This is a genomic window from Cellvibrio sp. OA-2007, from assembly GCF_000953825.1.
Lineage (GTDB): Bacteria > Pseudomonadota > Gammaproteobacteria > Pseudomonadales > Cellvibrionaceae > Cellvibrio.
This window is the reverse complement of record NZ_BBUL01000091.1, coordinates 112,109-130,901: the sequence shown is the minus strand read 5'-3', so window position 1 is coordinate 130,901 and position 18,793 is coordinate 112,109. Positions and strand designations below refer to the sequence as shown.

Sequence of the window (18,793 nt, the reverse complement as noted above, 5' to 3'; positions counted from 1 at the left end):
TTATTACTGCCGCAGATTGCTTAAAAAATAAAGGCGGAATAACCGCCCCTACTTTATCGTCACTTATCGGTCACTTCAGCCTTATCGACCTTTTGGAAACCGCGCGGAAGCTTGTTGCCGCGCCGACCGCGTTCACCCTTGTAATGCTCCAGATCAGACAATTTCAAGGTAATGTGACGTTTACCTGAATGCAGCGTCAGGCATTGACCCGGATTGATGACATTAACCGAAACCACAAACTCTTCGCGCGTTGCCGCTCGCGCCGAGGGTATATTCATAATCTTATTCCCTTTACCGCGCGCCAGCTCGGGCAACTCGGTCACCGGGAACACTAATAAACGGCCATCATTACTGACCGCAGCGAGCAATGCCTGTTCGGGATTATCAAGTAATTGCGGCGGCAAAACCAGCGCTGCATCAGGTAAAGTTAACAAGGCTTTACCAGCTTTATTTTTACTGGTGAGATCTTCAAGACGAGCAATAAAACCATAGCCCGCATCAGACGCCAGCAATACCCGCTGCTGATCGGTGCCCATTAACGCACCTTCAAAGGTCGCACCATTGGGCGGACTGATTCGCCCACTCAATGGCTCACCCTGACCGCGCGCTGACGGCAGGTTGTGTGCAGGCAGGGAATAGCTACGGCCGGTTGAGTCGATCAGGATCACCTGCTGATTGCTCTTGCCGCGCAGCGCAAACTTAAAGCTATCGCCGGCCTTGTAACTTAAGCCAGCTGGGTCTATCTCGTGCCCCTTCGCGGCGCGAATCCAGCCCTTATCCGAAATCACCACGGTGACTGGATCAACACTCAACAATTCGGTTTCAGTCAGAGCCTGAGCTTCAGCGCGCGCAACGATTGGCGAGCGACGATCGTCACCAAAGGCTTCAGCAATTTGGATTAATTCTTTGCGCACCAGATTTTTTAATTTGACTGCCGACTCAAGAATTTTTTGCAAGCCGTCGCGCTCTTTTTCCAGCGCGGTTTTCTCTTCCAGAATTTTCATCTCTTCCAAACGCGCTAACTGACGTAATTTGGTTTCGAGAATATATTCAGCTTGCATTTCAATTAAATTGAAACGTTCCATCAACACTGGCTTGGGGTTATCTTCTTCGCGAATAATGCGAATTACTTCGTCCACATTGAGGAACACCACCATCAATGCCGCCAAACGCAGTAAGCGCTCTTCTACTTTTTCCAAACGGTATTGCAATCGGCGACGGGTAGTAACGGTTCTAAAGCTCAACCATTCAGTCAAAATTTTGCCGAGCGATTTCACCGCCGGGCGGCCATCGATTCCAATCATGTTCATATTGACACGATAGGTGCGTTCGAGCTCGGTGGTAGCAAATAGATGCTGCATCACCTGCTCAACATCAACACGATTTGAGCGCGGAATAATAACTAATCGCGTAGGATTTTCATGATCCGATTCGTCGCGCAAGTCGGCAACCATAGGCAATTTTTTTGCTTGCATTTGCGCGGCAATTTGCTCGAGAATTTTTGCACCACTGACCTGATGCGGTAGTGCGGTGATAATCACGTCGCCCGACTCTTCATCTTTTTGCCAGACCGCACGCATGCGCACACTGCCGCGCCCCGTCTCGTACATTTTAATAAGGTCTTCACGCGGCGAAATAATTTCCGCCTCGGTGGGCATATCCGGCCCTTGAATAAACTCGCATAACTCTGTCACGGTGGCCTGTGGGTTATCGAGCAGATGCACACAAGCATTCACGACTTCACGCAAATTGTGCGGGGGAATATCGGTCGCCATACCTACCGCAATACCGGTGGTGCCATTCAGCAATACGTTGGGAACGCGCGCGGGCAATACGATAGGCTCTTCCAGCGTGCCATCAAAATTCGGCTGCCAATCAACCGTGCCCTGCCCCAACTCTTCCAGCAAAACTTCACTGTATTTGGTGAGACGCGATTCGGTATAACGCATCGCCGCAAAGGATTTGGGATCATCGGGTGAACCCCAGTTACCCTGTCCATCAACCAGCGTATAGCGATAGGAAAATGGCTGTGCCATTAACACCATGGCTTCATAGGATGCAGAGTCGCCGTGCGGGTGAAATTTACCGATCACATCACCCACGGTGCGCGCGGATTTTTTATATTTGGCGCTGGCCTTTAAACCCAGCTCACTCATCGCGTAAACAATGCGGCGCTGTACTGGTTTAAGGCCATCGCCAATATGTGGCAGGGCGCGATCGAGAATCACATACATGGAATAATCGAGATAGGCTTTCTCGGTGTAGTCTTTGAGCGCGATACGCTCATCGGCCTCGGGCAGGGTTATTTCGTCACTCATTGAATATCCTGAAAATACAAAATTCAGCTTGCTCGTTTGATGAATACTAAAAAATTATAGCGCTAATCTGGTTTAACGCTTTTTGGCAGTCAGTGGAATTGAGCCTTGCTCATTTATACGCAAGGATGGCAACCAAGCACTAAAATCCAATTTGGCCGAAAAAGAGTAATTTACATTTTCTTTTAGACCATTGCGACCAAAGTGCTCCAGCAACCGCACTAACTGCAGTACATTTGCGCTGACAACCACTTTCACTGGAGTCTCCTGGTAAGCAGTCAGCGCGGGCAACTGATCACTGACACCACTAAGCACCTCGAAGTTTTCTATGCCGATGGTGTAGGACATGCCACGCAGACTGAGATCGCGATCATTTGGATTCGCGATCAATAAACTGACTTCAATCGGCTGACTAAACCCCTGCGCTGGCAATAATTGCGCGCTCACAACTTTTACGGTGGGCTGTTCCAATTTTGGCTGCAAACTCGAACAGCTCGCCAACACTAAACTGCAGGTTATTAAAAAAAATGTAATCGCTCTTTTAATATACATTGCAACCGTCATTGTTACGATTTGATGCAATATGTTTTGTGTTACAACAATAAATTTCACTTCAATCCCCTTCCCAACAAAAATGTGAATACCAGCACTTGCACATTAACCTCAATGTGATCTAATCCGCGCTCTTTTTACTGGGTATTCGTCTTTAGCATCGCGTCGATGAGCCGGTAAAATAAGATTACACATATCATTCCGGGAAAATAGCAGCGAGCTTCTGCTGGCATCACCCGACCATTGACGGTCAGCTTATAAGTATTATTCACGTTTAACTGACTAAAAGCCTATGCCCAACTCACCGTGTAAAACATTGATTAATCCGGATGAGCTATTCGGCAGCCGCGACCTTCGCCTGCAAGACCGGCGCGATAGCCAGTATCTGCAATTAGTGCATTTATGTACGGGCTTTAATTTTTCAGTATTGCAATTGCAGCGCAAAATTTTTAGCCATCTCAGCCGCAAGATGGTGCCAGGTGCGCTGGAGTTTGTATTAGCGACGCATGATGAAACGAGTAATTATTGGTACAGCGTGACACCTGGCTTGGCCAGCCTAAAAATGCTTAACGATTACGTTAAACATTATGAGGTCGATATTTTGCACATGCATCTGTTTGGCGACGACGATGATGATTACAATCAATTTACCGACAATGGTTTTTATTAATCGGGTTTACTCGCCCATCTCCGCTTCAAATTCTTCAAGCAAATCGAGCGGTTCCAACTCTTCACCTTCCAGCGCGTCATTCCAATTAATGCCCACCAACAGCACATCTTCATGCAGCCCGGGCAACCAATCTTCAAGAAATTCCACCAGTTCCACCGCCACTGGCTTGTAATCTTTCCAGTCGTCCTGACAATGAGCCTGCGCAAAACTTTCCTGCGACCAAAATGGCATCACATCAACATCGTTATGGGCCTCTGATGCGCTCAGCGCCCAACCGTCTGGCCCTTCCAAGCCCCAGACACAACCTAACTCCATAGCTTCTACGATAAAACGATCCAAATTTTCGGCAGGGTCGTCGCTCAGCGGATCGATTGTGATTATGTCATTCATGTTAAAACCTTTTGGAGTTTATAAACTGAGACTTGCGCCTTCGGACTTGAGCCAGGCGCGATCTGCCTTGAAGGTAGGGCAGACGCTGGCGACCAACGCCCAAAAATCCGCACTGTGATTGTGGTGGCGCAGGTGACTGACTTCGTGGGCGACAAGATAATCGACTATGGCCTCCGGGGCTAGCAGTATCTGCCAGTTGTACTGGATCGCGCCGCGGCTAGTGCAGTGCCCCCACTTTGAGCGAGTTGCCTTAATGCTTACCTGGGCGCACACCAGCCCCATCGCCTGGGATAAGCGCTGGGTTTTATCGGTGAGAATGCGCAATGCCTGTTGTTGATACCAGCGGCTGAGCAGCTGGCGAATCTGTGTTTCTTCATCCACTCGCACACGCGACGACAAAATCAGGTGCAGCTGTTGGTCGATGCGCGCAATGGCTGCGCGCGCGCCGCGCCCAAGCACCAGCGTTAAAACCTCTCCCATAAATGGAATCTGACTGCCCTGCACATAACGGCGCGGCTCAGGTTGGAGCGCTAAAGCCTGCTGTTGCTCGGCAATCTTAGCCTTAACCCAGACAGCTTTTTCCTGCAAAAAACCCATCAGTACCGACTGCGCAACACCCATGGGTGCGCGCACCACCACCTGGGCTTTGCGGATTTCAATACTAATACTGCGCCGCTTGGGCGAGCGGGCGATACTGAATTCAAAACCTAAGTCTGTAGGTACAGGTGCTGCTTTTTTTAAGCCAAACCACTCAGCCATTGTCATGCCTGAGCGCAAAAAGAGATGAGACAGATATTAAAAAAGGCAAGACTAGACACCTCGTATTAATCGAGGCGACAACGATAACACAGGTTGATACGGGTAAATTCAGTAGAAGCCAAGAGTGTGATCCTTGCGCGCAACATAAACAGAGGTCATCCCGAGCTCCATCCGGCGGGCAATCGCCGCTTCGGCGTTTAATTCACCGGCACGAAAGCTGGCGAGACCGTCATAAAACATCGCAGTAAAAAAATCGGCATCAGCATCGCGCGGGGTAAATACTTCTATGCGACACATGGTGGTATGACAGCTAATACTATTGATGCTAACGCGCTGCAACCCCTGATGCAGCGCAAACATATCGCGCAGCGACTGCTCATATCTATTCGCCCATTCAACATCCACTGGCTCGCGCTCAAACATCGCCGTAGCGCGCTCGTAAACACTGTTTTCCACCTTCTGCACTGCTGCACGCGCAGTCTCTGGATCAAGCCTCACATCAGAACTTACCTTTGGTTCAGGTAACTCATTCGGCGCTTTTGTAATAGCAACTTGGGGAGAATTAGCATCCGCCTTGCTATTTACCGCTTTGGAATGATGGTTTGCAGATTGCTCATGCTCAGTTACACGACTAGCTACACTATCATCCTTATTTGTTGCTGGCGCATCCGCAAACTGTAGATAAAGTGCCAGAGACAGTATTGGCACTACCATTAGGGCGATCCACAAGGGCAAAGGATTATTGGTATTTGGTCGATTCACTCACTACCTCAAATGACTTGCGCGCAACTGATCCCGACAGGAATCGCACCATTCCTGTCGGGTAATGCAGTGTTATGTTGTGCGATTAACGGCAGGTAACCACCGGTGTTTCTACACCATTGCCATTGGTATTCCCCTGAAAGCCAAATTCAGCCGTCTGCCCGGTAATCAAAGTGCCATTCCAACTGAGATTAGTCGCCGAGTATGGATTGCTACCGGTAAGCGTCGCATTCCAGGAGCTGGTGATGCGGTTGCTACCGGTATATTGCCAACTCGCCGTCCAGCCCGTCTTGGTCGCGCTAGCCGTATTGGTTACGCGAATCACACCGGTAAAACCGCTGCCCCATGAGTTAGTAACTACGTAGGCACAACTCAAGCCGGCAGTTGTACCCGCACTGCTGGATGCCCTGCTGGAAGCGGGTGTTGAGCTGGGCGCAACACTTGAACGACTGGATGAGGCGGGGGCGATACTCGAGCGACTTGATGAGGCTGGCGCAATGCTCGATCTACTCGATGATGTTGCAGGGACTGAGCTGGCGCCACCGCCGCCGATTTGCACATCGATACAACCATGAAAGCGCTCATAGGTTGGCGGCTCGCGGCCCCATTCGGCGTATATCACATGGCGACCCGTGCGCGCCGGTACGGTACAGGTGGTGTGGATATGTGCTGTGGCTTTTTCCGCACGTACGTTGGGATAGGCGCCGGGATTGTCGTCGTTGTAGGGCAAATCACAGAAAGGTTGATCTTCAAAATCCGCCCACGTTAGCTCTCGCCCTACTTGATAAGTAAATCCCGGTTTGGTAATCCAGTAACGAAAATCGGAGGTGTCATCAAAGTGCGGGCCGTTGCTAATATCCCAAGAGAACACTTGCCGCCCCGAACTGATGTTATTGACCGGCCAATTAATGGCATTGTCCCACGGGGTTTTACCGCCCTGCCATGTTTCACTGTCAAAGCCACATACGTGCTTGGTAGATGGCCCCAACACTTTGCGCCCCTGATGATGATTCAACACGCTCATATAGGAGTAGCCGCCGTTAAAGTCATTCGCAAATGCATCGCCACACACAGGGTACCTGGCGGTTCCATTGGCGACCTCATCGGGTTTGGTGACCTTGCCGCAGAAGTAATTGCGCGCACCGGGACTATCGACAAAACCATGCCCGAAACTCAATGCAGACAAGGCCAATATCACAGCGCCCAACCCACTCGTCGTCATAAAATTATTTTTCATTATTCACATCCTCACTTAACCGGATTTAGACACAATTCCCTGCTTCGGGAATCACCGTCGCCATCGGGTTTACCTGTATTGCGGCGCAACTATTTAGCAAATAAATAATTCATGCCCCACACGGGCAAACCAGGAAGCGATGCACAATCAGTAGTCCAGCGAGTGCTTATGAACAGCAAAATCATAGGAGAGAGCACGGTCGATCTTATTATTATGAGAATCGCCACAAATACATTCTAACTTCCTGAGTGGCGAGCAGATGGACAACCGAACCAACGAATATCCGCCCCTGCGACAGCGCTGTCAAACCATTGGAAAACTGAGGCGACAGAGAAAGATTAAATTGTTGGAGAATACAAACTGGAAGAATATTTAAGCGTCAACCAATATCGACTATGGTGCAATAGCGCTGGTCGCCGCCGAGGATACTACGCGATCGGAAACATTAGCCGCTTCAACACGGCCATCTAGCAAAATTTTTAGGTGTAGTATTTTTGTCTGTGACGGATTTTCCACCCTTACCAAATAATAGCCCCGTCCGTTTTCGACAATCTGCGCGGCGCCTACTGGCAAATCGCGCCAACTCTGCTCCAGCTGCGGCAAACTCAGGGCTGGCTGGGCAGCAAAGCTGGCATCCCGCGCGGTAGCCAATGCAATCTCCACCGCCTTTTTCATCGTCACCGGCATATGGTCATGCCCTTCATGCGCAGCAGCAATTGACAGAAAAAACAATGTCAGGAGCGGGCTAAAGACTCGCAGTAACTTACGCATAAGAACCTCACTGTTATTCAATATTTGCTAAACTGCGGCACTCTCTTTTTCAGGCAGTGCGCTGCCTATGCAGGAATTATAAAAATACATGAATGACAAACTTTTCATCCGCTTGCAACATTTGATACCCCAACACGGCCTTTCACGCGCCGCCGGTTGGCTAGCCAGCACAGAAAGCTCGCTACTAAAAAACACCTTTATCAAGTGGTTTGTAAAACGTTACAAAGTGGATATGAGTCTAGCAGCGGAAGAAAACCCGCTTGCCTATTCCTGTTTCAATGATTTTTTTACTCGCGCGTTAAAACCAGATGCTCGCCCCATCGATATCAATGCCGATTCAATCGTCTGCCCCGCCGATGGTGCCATCAGTCAACTGGGTAAAATTATTGATGGTCGCATCTTTCAAGCAAAAGGTCAGAGTTACACCGCTTTGGAATTGCTCGGCGGCGATGAGGCTCTGGCCGCTGAATTTGCCGATGGTAATTTTGCCACCGTGTATTTATCGCCGCGCGATTACCACCGTGTACATATGCCCTACGGTGGCAAACTGCGCGCGATGGTGAGCATCCCCGGCGAATTATTTTCGGTCAACACTGTCACCGCTGAAAACGTCCCGCGCTTGTTTTCCCGCAATGAACGCGCGGTCGCCATTTTTGATACCGATATAGGCCCCATGGCCGTGGTGCTGGTAGGCGCCATGATTGTGGCTGGTATTGAAACCGTGTGGGATGGCCAAATCGCCCCTTTTGCCAGCCGCGAAATTGCCACTTCGCTTTACCCCTACCAAAACATCACTCTGAACAAAGGCGATGAAATGGGGCGATTTAAATTGGGCTCGACGGCAGTGGTATTGTTTGCTAAAGATAAAATGCAATGGGATACACAATATAGCGCAGGCAGCCCAACCAAAATGGGTGAGCGCATGGGCAATAAAATCTAAGCTACCGCACTAAGAGAAATAAAAAAGGCCAATCGCGAGATTGGCCTTTTTGTTTGTAGTGCGCGGCGATACTTATTTCTGCTCACCTGGATAATCTTTGCGTAACTCCACCGGTTTATCCTGATGTTTGCGCAACTTAATATTAATCATCTCTACCCCGAGTGAAAACGCCATCGCAAAGTAGATGTAACCCTTGGGCACATGCACATCAAAACCTTCAACTAGCAATGTGAATCCAACAATCACCAAAAATGACAAGGCAAGAATTTTAATGGTGGGGTGGGCATCGACAAAATCGCCAATCGGCTTTGCGGCAAATAACATCACTCCCACAGCGATAATAATTGCAGTAGCCATGATCGGCACCTGACTCACCAAACCGACTGCAGTGATCACTGAATCGAGTGAAAACACTATGTCCAAAATTGCAATTTGCACCAACACAATCATCAATCCATGAGCAGCGACATTGCGCTCCGCTTCAATCGCACCTTCAAGACTACTGTGAATTTCATGGGTTGCTTTGGCGATCAGGAACAAACCGCCGCCGATGAGAATAATATCGCGCCCAGAGATTTCCTCCCCCAGCACACTAAACAGCGGATCCACCAGCCCCATTATCCATGCCAGCGAAAAGAGCAATGCCAAGCGTGTAATCATCGCCAAACCCAAGCCGACGTTGCGCGCAAACTTGCGCTGACTTTCGGGTAAACGCCCCACTAGAATCGAAATAAAAATAATATTGTCGATTCCCAATACAATTTCCAGCGCGGTGAGTGTTGCCAATGCAACCCAGGCCTCCGGACTTGCCAACCATTCAAACATCATTAACTCCAGTGATAGTGACTACGAATAAAACGCCCATTAAAAAACCGCAGACAATTCTGCCTGCGGTTTTCAAAAAAAATACCTTAACGCTAAGATCAGGTACGGGTTGTCAGCCGGCTCAGCAGTGCCATCAAACCTTTCTTCTCATTTTTCATTAAATAGTGATCGCGAATACTGGCGATATCCACATCGTAACTGCCGGGCTCAAGATCCCGCGCAATTTCAATTTTTTCAATTTCATAACGCGTTTTTTTACCGGAATCGAGCAATTCTTGTTTGCGTTTGTCATCTTCCGACAAATCCAGCAGCAAGTATTCACCTAGCGGCTGCTTATATGCATCCAGTACAACAATGACTCGTGGCTTTAACCGGCGTTCAAAATTTTGCTCAACCACAACGGCCACTTCACCCGTGCTTAACTCTACCAGTGTGCCGGTAGGATAAAGCCCAATAGCGCGAATAAACTCCACTACCAGCTCTTCTTGAAATTGAATATTGCGCAACTCATAAAGCTTGGCCACAGCTTTGGAGGGCGCAATGGGGTGACGCGAACCACGCGGGTTAGTAACAAAATCGTAATAGGTTACTATGCCTGCAATCTTGCCCAGCAAGGGAATTTTATCGCCCGACAAGCCCTGTGGAAAACCGCTACCATTCAATCGCTCACAGTGGGTTTTTACCACGCTAATCACGCGCGGCTCGACTCCCGGCGTCTTTCGCAGGATTTCACAGCCGAGCTCAATAAACGTTTCGTAGAGATGCTCTTCGTCAGCGTTGCGATCCATTTTGGACAGCAAGGCTACATCCAACATGACCTTGCCCACATCTTTTAACAAGACGCCCATCGCCAGCACATCCAGGTCGCGCTTGGGCAGGCCAATGTGGCGACCAAATAAAATCGCCCATACGGATGAACGTACCGCATGGCTGTAGGTATATTCGTCTTTTTCCTGCACCCGCGACAGCCAGGTAAAGGCATCCGGATTGCGCAGTACGCTGTCTACCATTTCGCTGGCAACACGCTTGGTTTCGCCCAATGATAGGGAGTCAAACTGATTTTTTTCGAGCTGCTCCATCACCTCTTCCACCGCACCGTATACTTTCTGATGCAATTGACGGGCTTTTTTCACCTCGCGCTGCAAGGGTTCAACTTCGCGATAAAGTCCACGTTGGATTTTAAGTGGCGCTACAGTTTCATTAAAAGAACTCGCTCGCTCGCGAATAGGGGCCTTTTTACCAGAGGGGGCAACGGTTTTCAGATTGGCTGCTATCGGACCGCGACCTTTTTCGATATCGATAAAAACATAATTACAGAGCGCTTTGAGCTGATTAACTTCGCCCAGATCACGCAAATAAAACCCCTGCAGGGGAAAAGGCGTTTGTGACCAAGGGCGATCCAGCCCCGACACAAACATGCCTATGGTTAACTCATTGACGTCAACTTTGACTTGCTTGATTCCCACGCCTGTTCCCCACAGCACCCTCAGGTGCGCATTATCAGCCTTATTTAGTTCGGGACTTAGATAAATATTCCTGAGTTGCACGGCGGCGCTCACAAATCTCATCCGTCTGCGCAACCTGACTCAGGCTCTAAATTATCCTAAAAAAACCTCAATAGTGCGTGGAGTGTAATCAAGAAAGGCGCGCCATGCCATAGCCGACGGATTAAAGGCGCAATCTCTACCCTACAAGGCAATAACTATGGATGATACTGCGCAGACAACTCATGAACTGCATCAATAAACGCACCGGCATGAGCGGGATCAACTTCTGGCGTAATGCCGTGCCCCAGATTAAACACGTGACCAGAGCCATTACCGTAAGCAGCCAAAATACTGCCCACTTCAGCGCGAATACGTTCGGGCGAGGCATACAAAATCGTCGGATCCATATTGCCTTGCAATGCGACTTGATTACCCACGCGCGCGCGCGCGGCGGCGATATCGGTTGTCCAATCCAAACCTAGTGCCGTTGCACCAGTTGCCGCCATAGACTCCAACCACTGGCCACCACCCTTGGTAAACAGAATCACAGGCACTTGGCGCCCCTCGTGCTCACGGATCAAACCGCTGACAATTTTTTGCATGTACTTGAGCGAAAATTCTTGGTAGGCCGCATGGGACAAAGCGCCGCCCCAGGTATCAAAAATCTGTACCGCTTGTGCGCCGGCAGTAATTTGCGCATTGAGATAAACGGTCACTGAGTCAGCCAATACATCCAATAAGCGATGCATCACCTGCGGCTGGTTGTATAGCATTTCTTTGGCGCGGCGAAAATCGCGGCTGGAGCCACCTTCGATCATGTAGGTTGCCAGCGTCCAAGGGCTACCCGAGAAGCCAATCAAGGGCACGCGGCCATTAAGCTCACGACGAATGGTTTTGACCGCGTTAACTACGTAGGGTAAATCCTGCTCCGGGTTAATCACTTTAAGCGCATTCACATCGGCTTCTGTGCGTACGGCTTTTTTAAACTTGGGTCCTTCACCTGTCTCAAAATAGAGGCCTAAACCCATGGCGTCGGGGATTGTGAGAATATCGGAGAAGAGAATGGCCGCATCCAGACCTGGGTAGCGATCCAGCGGCTGCAGAGTCACCTCACAAGCCGCGTCAGGATTAGTGCAGAGCCCCATAAAATCGCCTGCTTTAGCGCGACTGGCGCGATACTCTGGCAAGTAGCGGCCAGCCTGACGCATCATCCAGACTGGCGTTACATCAACAGGTTGCTTCAGCAATGCACGCAGAAAACGGTCGTTTTTGAGCTCTGTCATTCTCTTATCCTCAGGCCATTAGCCTTGCTTGTGTTATGGATAAAACAAACCCCGCAAAGGCGGGGTTGTAGGGTGGGTGGAGCGCTAAGCGATACCCACCAGATATCTCGGCGCAGATGATGGGTATTGCTCGCGCTCCACCCATCCTACGATGTCAGATTTGCCTGTTATACCTGCAGGTAATCGAGAATACCATCAGCGGCTTCGCGGCCTTCCCAAATAGCGGTAACCACCAGATCAGAACCGCGCACCATATCGCCACCGGCAAACACTTTCGGGTTGCTGGTTTGGAACTTGTACTGCTGTTTCTCAGGCGCGATCACACCACCCCAATCATTGGTTTTAACACCGTTTGTTTCGAACCAAGGCTGTGGACTTGGGCGGAAACCAAAGGCGATCAAGACCACATCGGCAGGCAGAATTTCTTCTGAACCAGGAACCACCACCGGACTGCGACGACCGTTGGCATCTGGCTCACCCATCTTGGTAGTGACTACTTTAACGCCCTCTACCTTACCATTACCAACCACTTCAACTGGCTGACGGTTGTAGAGGAATTGCACGCCTTCTTCTTTGGCATTGGCAACTTCGCGCTTGGAGCCGGGCATGTTTTCTTCGTCGCGACGGTAAGCACAGCTCACGCTCAGCGCGCCCTGACGAATAGAAGTGCGGTTACAGTCCATGGCGGTATCACCACCACCGAGCACCACAACTTTTTTGCCTTTTACGCTGATGAAGTCTTCCGGGCTCTTTTCAAAGCCGAGATTGCGGTTCACGTTGGCAACCAAAAATGGCAGTGCATCGTAAACACCGGGCAGGTCTTCACCGGGGAAGCCGCCTTTCATGTAGGTGTAAGTCCCCATGCCCATGAATACTGCATCGTAATCGCGCAGCAATTCTTCCATGGTGATGTCTTTGCCCACTTCGGTATTCAAACGGAATTCGATACCCATTTCGGTAAAGATTTCGCGACGACGGCTCATCACTGATTTTTCCAGCTTGAACTCGGGAATACCAAAGGTCAGCAGGCCGCCGATTTCGGGATACTTGTCGAACACAACTGGTTTAACGCCGTTGCGCACCAGTACGTCGGCACAGCCAATACCTGCAGGGCCAGCGCCGATAATAGCGACTTTTTTGTCAGTCCAAACCACTTTGGACATATCCGGCTTCCAACCCATGGCAAAAGCGGTATCGGTAATGTACTTCTCGGCGTTGCCGATAGTCACCGCACCAAAGCCGTCGTTCAGGGTGCAGGCGCCCTCACACAGACGATCCTGCGGGCAAACGCGGCCGCAAACTTCAGGCAGGGAGTTAGTCTGATGACTCAACTCCGCCGCTTCAAAAATATTGCCTTCAGAGATCAGCTTCAACCAGTTGGGGATGAAGTTGTGCACCGGGCACTTCCACTCACAATAGGGGTTACCACATTCGAGGCAGCGATGTGCCTGCCCCTCTACCTCTTCTTTGGCAAAAGGTTGGTAGATCTCCACAAAGTTGCGTCTGCGGGTTTCTATATCTTTCTTGGTGGGGTCTTGACGACCCACATCGAGAAACTGAAAGTCATTGTTTAAACGTGCTGACATAATCTTGACCTCACTCGTCACCAAGAGTTATTCGCCGCGCTGGCGGAAACTAACCAACAAACTGCCCAAAGACGCTGCTTTAGGTTTAACCAGCCAGAACTTGCCGATGTAGTCATCGAAGTTGTCCAGCAGGTGTTGGCCCCAGGCACTTTCAGTCTCTTGCACAAATTCTTCAATCACGGTGCGCAGATGATGGCGATGCGCTTCCAGTGCTTCGGTATTGATACGATGGATATCCACCAACTCGTGGTTGTAGCGATCCACAAAGTCATTGGCTTCATCCAATACATAGGCAAAACCACCGGTCATACCGGCACCGAAGTTAACCCCGGTTTGCCCCAGTACGGTCACTACACCACCGGTCATGTATTCACAGCAGTGGTCGCCCGCACCTTCCACTACCACATGGGCACCGGAGTTACGCACACCACAGCGCTCACCTGCAGTACCGGCTGCAAACAGCTTACCGCCGGTTGCACCATACAAACAGGTATTACCCATAATGCTGGTTTTGTTCGATTGGAAACCCGAGCTGCGCGGTGGGCGAATGACCAGCTTACCGCCTGCCATGCCTTTACCTACGTAGTCGTTGGCATCACCCTCGAGATACATCTCCAAACCACCGGCGTTCCACACACCAAAGCTTTGACCTGCGATACCGGTCAGCTTCAGCTTCAGTGGCTTGTCGGCCATGCCTTGGTTGCCGTAGCGCTTGGCGATTTCACCACTGATACGCGCACCGATGGAGCGGTCGCAGTTGGTGATATGAAATTCAAACTCACCGCCGGTTTTGGCTTCGATGGTTGGCAGCAATACCTTGATCATCGCCTCGGCGGTTTCGCCTTTATCAAACGGCTCATTTTTGCTCACTGCACACAGCTGCGGCTTGGTTTCAAGGAACGCATCGGTATGGATGATTGGTTTTAAATCCAATTGTTGTTGTTTAACCGTTTCACCTTCAAGAATCTGCAACAGATCCACACGGCCAACCAATTCACCCAAACTGCGCACACCGAGACGTGCCATCCACTCACGGGTTTCTTCTGCGACGAATTTGAAGAAGTTCATCGCCATTTCAACCGTGCCTATGTAGTGGTCTTTACGCAGCTTATCTTGCTGGGTAGCAACACCGGTCGCACAGTTGTTCAAATGGCAAATACGCAGGTATTTACAGCCGAGCGCCACCATAGGGCCAGTACCAAAACCGAAGCTTTCCGCACCCAACATGGCCGCCTTCACTACGTCCAGACCGGTTTTCAAACCGCCGTCGGTTTGCACGCGAACTTTATCGCGCAAGTCGTTAGCACGCAGGGTTTGGTGAGTTTCAGACAGACCCAACTCCCACGGTGAACCGGCATACTTAATAGAAGTCATCGGACTGGCCGCAGTACCACCATCGTAACCAGAGATAGTGATCAAATCGGCGTAGGCCTTGGCCACACCGGCAGCGATAGTACCTACACCAGGACGCGACACCAGCTTAACCGATACCAGCGCATCGGGATTGACTTGTTTCAGGTCATAAATCAGCTGCGCCAAATCTTCGATCGAGTAGATATCGTGGTGCGGCGGTGGCGAAATCAGGGTCACACCGGGAACCGAGTGACGCAGACGCGCAATCAACGCATTCACTTTACCGCCGGGCAGCTGACCGCCTTCACCGGGTTTTGCACCCTGGGCAACTTTAATTTGCAGTACTTCAGCGTTAACCAAATAGGCTGGTGTAACACCAAAGCGGCCAGAGGCAACTTGTTTGATTTTGGAGGTTTTGATGGTGCCGTAACGCGCCGGATCTTCACCACCTTCACCTGAGTTAGAGCGACCGCCCAAGCGGTTCATCGCTTCAGCCAAGGCTTCGTGCGCTTCTGGCGATAAGGCACCGAGCGACATACCGGCCGAGTCAAAACGCTTGATCACACTTTCGATCGGCTCAACTTCAGACAGTGGTACAGGCTTGCAAGCATCTTCACGGATGGCCAACAAATCGCGCAGCATAGATACCGGGCGCTTATTTACCAAATCCGCGTAATTGCGCCAGAGCGCATAGTTACCGCTCTGCACTGCCTTTTGCAGGCTTTGCACAACATCCGGGTTGTAGGCGTGATACTCAGAGCCGTGTACATACTTGAGCAAACCGCCCTGTACAATCGGCTTACGCTCCACCCATGCACTCTGTGCAAGAATTTTTTGATCCGCTTCCAAGTCTTCAAAACGCGCGCCCGCCACACGGGACGGCGTGCTCTCAAAACACATAGAAACCACTTCTTCCGACAGACCAATCGCTTCAAACAATTGCGCACTGCGGTAGGAGGTAATAGTGGAAATACCCATTTTCGACAGGATTTTCAGCAAACCCTTGTCGATACCTTTACGGTAGTTTTTGTAGGCTGTATCAACATCACTCAGCAATTCACCGGTTTCGATCAGATCGTTGAGCACGTAGTAGCTCAGGAATGGATACACAGCGGTGGCGCCGTAACCAATCAACGCAGCGATTTGATGTGGATCGCGAGCACTGCCGGTCTCCACAATGAGGTTGGCGTCACAGCGCAGACCAACGTTAGTCAAATGCTGGTTGACCGCCCCCACTGCAAGCAGCGCAGCAATCGGCAATTGGCCCTTCGCAAAACCTGCATCGCTCAATACGATCAACACTTTGCCCGACTTAACCGCAGCAGCTACGTCGTCGCACAACTTGGTTAATGCCGCCTTCAAGCTGGTCTCGTCAGCATTGTAATAAAGCGAGAATGTTGCCTGCTCATAACCAGGGCGGTTCAGACTCATCAAACCACGGAACTTCTCTGGCGAGAGTACGGGCGAAGTCAGAATCACGCGGTCAGCATGTTCAGGCAACTCATCATAAACAGGCAATTCACGGCCGAGACAGGTTTCCAGCGACATCACAATCGCTTCGCGCAATGGGTCGATTGGCGGGTTGGTAACCTGAGCAAACTGCTGGCGGAAATAGTCGTACAGCGAGCGCTGTTGGCGTGACAACACAGCCATTGGGGTATCGTCACCCATGGAGCCAACGGCCTCCTGACCACCTTCCGCGAGTGGGCGCAACAACTGGTCGCGCTCTTCAAAGCTGACCTGGAACATTTTCATATTGGCTTTCAGCGCAATACCGTCCAGACCGTTTTCTTTGGCGTCGGTGTTGAGGGTAGATTCAATGCGCAGCGCGCGCTCTTTCAGCCACTTTTTGTAGGGCTGGGTAGATTTCAACTGGTTGTCTATATCTTTGGTGTTATGCAAGGTGCCGGTCAAGGTATCGATCGACATGATCTGGCCTGGGCCAAGGCGACCTTTTGCTACTACGTCAGCCGGATCGTAAGCGTACACGCCCACTTCCGAAGCCACGGTGATCATATCGTCTTTGGTGATAACCCAGCGCGATGGACGCAGACCGTTGCGGTCGAGCGTACAAACCGCGTAGCGACCATCGGTAATTACCAAGCCAGCGGGGCCATCCCAGGGCTCGATATGCATAGAGTTGTATTCGTAGAAGGCGCGCAGATCCGGGTCCATGTTCTCCACGTTCTGCCAGGCCGGCGGCACCAGCATACGAATGGCGCGGTGCAGCTCCATACCACCGAGGGTCAGGATTTCCAGCATGTTATCCAGGCTGGAAGAGTCAGAACCGGTGCGGTTTACCAGCGGGGTAACGCTATTCAAGTCAGGCAGGAGCGGCGTGACGAACTTGGGGGTACGTGCAACCGCCCAGTTGCGGTTGCCCACAATAGTATTGATCTCGCCGTTGTGCGCCAACATACGGAACGGCTGCGCCAGCGGCCAGCGCGGCGACGTGTTGGTAGAGAAGCGCTGGTGGAATACACAGATCGCGGTCTCCAAACGCTCATCGGCCAGATCAGAAAAGAAACGCGGCAAGTCTACCGGCATCATCAATCCTTTATAGGAGAGAATCCCGGTGCTCAGGCTGCACACGTAAAAGGATTTGTCGTCGGCAAGACGAATTTCCGCTTTGCGACGCGCCATAAACAACTTTGAATTGACCTGCTCAATGGTCAGATCAGGGTTGTTTACAAACAGGTGATTAAAGGTCGGCAGCGATTTCAACGCGATTGGACCGAGGCACGTCGGATCAACCGGCACTTCGCGCCAGCCCGCCACAATCAGCCCTTGAGCGGTCAGCTCTTCCGCCATAATTGCGCGCGCCTTGTCGGCAACGGCAACCTCTGGGCTGAGCATAATCGCGCCCACACCATAGATAGGAGTCAGCTCTGCACCGCAGGCTTCTTTCGCCACAGCGCGCAGAAAGCTGTCTGGTTTTTGGATTAACAAACCACAACCGTCACCGGTTTTGCCGTCCGCATTGATACCACCGCGGTGGGTCATGCAAGTCAGGGCTTCGATAGCAGTGGTAAGCAGGCGATGGCTGGTCTTGCCCTTTAAATGGGCAATCAAACCAAAACCGCAGTTATCTTTGAACTCGTCTATCTGGTAGAGGCCAGTGGTCATAGGCTGATTCTCAACAAAAAACTCTATCAAGGGATACGTGGGCTAAAAGCCAAAAGCACATGCGAAAGCCGCGCCAAATCACATCCCAGACAAAAAAGCCCCTGATGTGTAGGGGCTAGGCAAATGGGCGCAGGATATTACCCGCTTAGCAGGCTATTAGCAAGACAAGCACCGAAGTGGCAGAGGATGAAAAGCGAACCAAATTGACGCAAAAACACGCCAACCTGACGATTACCCTGCCCCCTAATCTACCATTGGCAAAACTAGGAGGATTTTTGCCAGCGCTCGGGAGTCAGGGTTTGTTTGGCGCCAAAAGCCTGCCGATCAGCCTCAGTAGCACCATCTTTACACTCGCCGCGCACCCAGAGGTGATAGCGCGAAATACTGCGATCCAGCTCAAAAAAACCATCGCGACAATAGCCCGCCTGCTTGACGGCGTAAGCGGTATTCGTCAGCAGGCGATCGTAGGTATTGCGCCCCAGATCAACACCGCCTTGAGCAAACTCCCGGCCGGGGTCACTCCCTCTGCGCGCGACATTGATATGACTGGGAATTAACTCTTCCGGCCAGCGCAAACGATACGTGAACATTTTGCTGGTGTTGGGCAATATTTCCACCTCCAGCGTCTCGGCCATTTCGGTTTCGACGTAGCTGCGCCCGTTGTTCGTACTACAGCCCATCAGCAACAGTGCTGCCAAAATCAAAATTCCCCACTTAGTCATGCACACACCCTATTA

15 protein-coding genes are annotated in these 18,793 nt (G+C 50.9%); 2 read left to right on the top strand and 13 right to left on the bottom strand.

Features of this window, described 5'->3' with window-relative positions; all coding sequences use genetic code 11:
• Positions 1 to 59: 59 nt before the first annotated feature.
• Entirely contained in the window at positions 60 to 2,318 is a 2,259-nt protein-coding gene (gene parC / locus AWU77_RS12230) for a DNA topoisomerase IV subunit A (RefSeq protein ID WP_062063786.1), read from the bottom strand.
• Positions 2,319 to 2,390: 72 nt separating this feature from the next.
• Positions 2,391 to 2,798 (bottom strand): LEA type 2 family protein, encoded by a 408-nt coding sequence (locus AWU77_RS12225; protein ID WP_238582410.1) that lies wholly within the window; start codon positions 2,796 to 2,798, stop codon positions 2,391 to 2,393.
• A 361-nt stretch (positions 2,799 to 3,159) separates the two neighbouring features.
• Between AWU77_RS12225 and AWU77_RS12220 the strand changes: the two genes are divergently transcribed.
• Positions 3,160 to 3,537, top strand: coding sequence for a hypothetical protein (locus AWU77_RS12220; RefSeq protein WP_062063784.1), 378 nt, complete (start codon positions 3,160 to 3,162; stop codon positions 3,535 to 3,537).
• 6 nt (positions 3,538 to 3,543) lie between these two features.
• Here AWU77_RS12220 and AWU77_RS12215 read toward each other — a convergent pair whose 3' ends face one another.
• The 5 genes from AWU77_RS12215 to AWU77_RS12195 all read right to left on the bottom strand — a co-directional run bounded on the left by AWU77_RS12215 (position 3,544) and on the right by AWU77_RS12195 (position 7,456).
• The gene (locus tag AWU77_RS12215) at positions 3,544 to 3,927 is read right to left on the bottom strand and encodes a DUF2750 domain-containing protein (RefSeq protein ID WP_062063782.1); all 384 of its coding nucleotides are present in this window, start codon (positions 3,925 to 3,927) and stop codon (positions 3,544 to 3,546) included.
• 18 nt (positions 3,928 to 3,945) lie between these two features.
• Positions 3,946 to 4,686, bottom strand: a complete 741-nt coding sequence (locus AWU77_RS12210) for a M48 family metallopeptidase (RefSeq protein WP_062063780.1) — start codon at positions 4,684 to 4,686, stop codon at positions 3,946 to 3,948.
• Between the two features lie 108 nt (positions 4,687 to 4,794).
• Positions 4,795 to 5,448, bottom strand: a complete 654-nt coding sequence (locus AWU77_RS12205; RefSeq protein WP_152625351.1) for a hypothetical protein — start codon at positions 5,446 to 5,448, stop codon at positions 4,795 to 4,797.
• An 85-nt stretch (positions 5,449 to 5,533) separates the two neighbouring features.
• Complete coding sequence (locus AWU77_RS12200) at positions 5,534 to 6,685, bottom strand: lytic polysaccharide monooxygenase (protein WP_084618328.1); 1,152 nt, start codon at positions 6,683 to 6,685, stop codon at positions 5,534 to 5,536.
• Between the two features lie 393 nt (positions 6,686 to 7,078).
• Entirely contained in the window at positions 7,079 to 7,456 is a 378-nt protein-coding gene (locus tag AWU77_RS12195) for a DUF6488 family protein (protein ID WP_062063776.1), read from the bottom strand.
• Positions 7,457 to 7,544: 88 nt separating this feature from the next.
• On the opposite strand from AWU77_RS12195, the gene asd reads away from it, so the two are divergent.
• On the top strand, positions 7,545 to 8,396 hold the full coding sequence (asd, locus tag AWU77_RS12190) for an archaetidylserine decarboxylase (RefSeq protein WP_062063773.1): 852 nt from the start codon (positions 7,545 to 7,547) through the stop codon (positions 8,394 to 8,396).
• Positions 8,397 to 8,468: 72 nt separating this feature from the next.
• Here the strand turns inward: asd and AWU77_RS12185 are convergent, their stop codons facing one another.
• The 6 genes from AWU77_RS12185 to AWU77_RS12160 form a co-directional block, all read right to left on the bottom strand.
• On the bottom strand, positions 8,469 to 9,224 hold the full coding sequence (locus tag AWU77_RS12185) for a TerC family protein (RefSeq protein ID WP_238582409.1): 756 nt from the start codon (positions 9,222 to 9,224) through the stop codon (positions 8,469 to 8,471).
• 95 nt (positions 9,225 to 9,319) lie between these two features.
• The gene (locus AWU77_RS12180) at positions 9,320 to 10,687 is read right to left on the bottom strand and encodes a DUF3391 domain-containing protein (protein WP_062063964.1); all 1,368 of its coding nucleotides are present in this window, start codon (positions 10,685 to 10,687) and stop codon (positions 9,320 to 9,322) included.
• Positions 10,688 to 10,923: 236 nt separating this feature from the next.
• On the bottom strand, positions 10,924 to 11,991 hold the full coding sequence (gene hemE / locus AWU77_RS12175; RefSeq protein ID WP_062063769.1) for a uroporphyrinogen decarboxylase: 1,068 nt from the start codon (positions 11,989 to 11,991) through the stop codon (positions 10,924 to 10,926).
• A 167-nt stretch (positions 11,992 to 12,158) separates the two neighbouring features.
• The gene (locus AWU77_RS12170) at positions 12,159 to 13,577 is read right to left on the bottom strand and encodes an FAD-dependent oxidoreductase (RefSeq protein ID WP_062063766.1); all 1,419 of its coding nucleotides are present in this window, start codon (positions 13,575 to 13,577) and stop codon (positions 12,159 to 12,161) included.
• Positions 13,578 to 13,604: 27 nt separating this feature from the next.
• Positions 13,605 to 18,056, bottom strand: a complete 4,452-nt coding sequence (gene gltB, locus AWU77_RS12165; protein WP_062063764.1) for a glutamate synthase large subunit — start codon at positions 18,054 to 18,056, stop codon at positions 13,605 to 13,607.
• 263 nt (positions 18,057 to 18,319) lie between these two features.
• Positions 18,320 to 18,778: a hypothetical protein gene (locus AWU77_RS12160; RefSeq protein ID WP_062063762.1), complete on the bottom strand. Its 459-nt coding sequence runs from the start codon at positions 18,776 to 18,778 to the stop codon at positions 18,320 to 18,322.
• Positions 18,779 to 18,793: the final 15 nt, after the last annotated feature.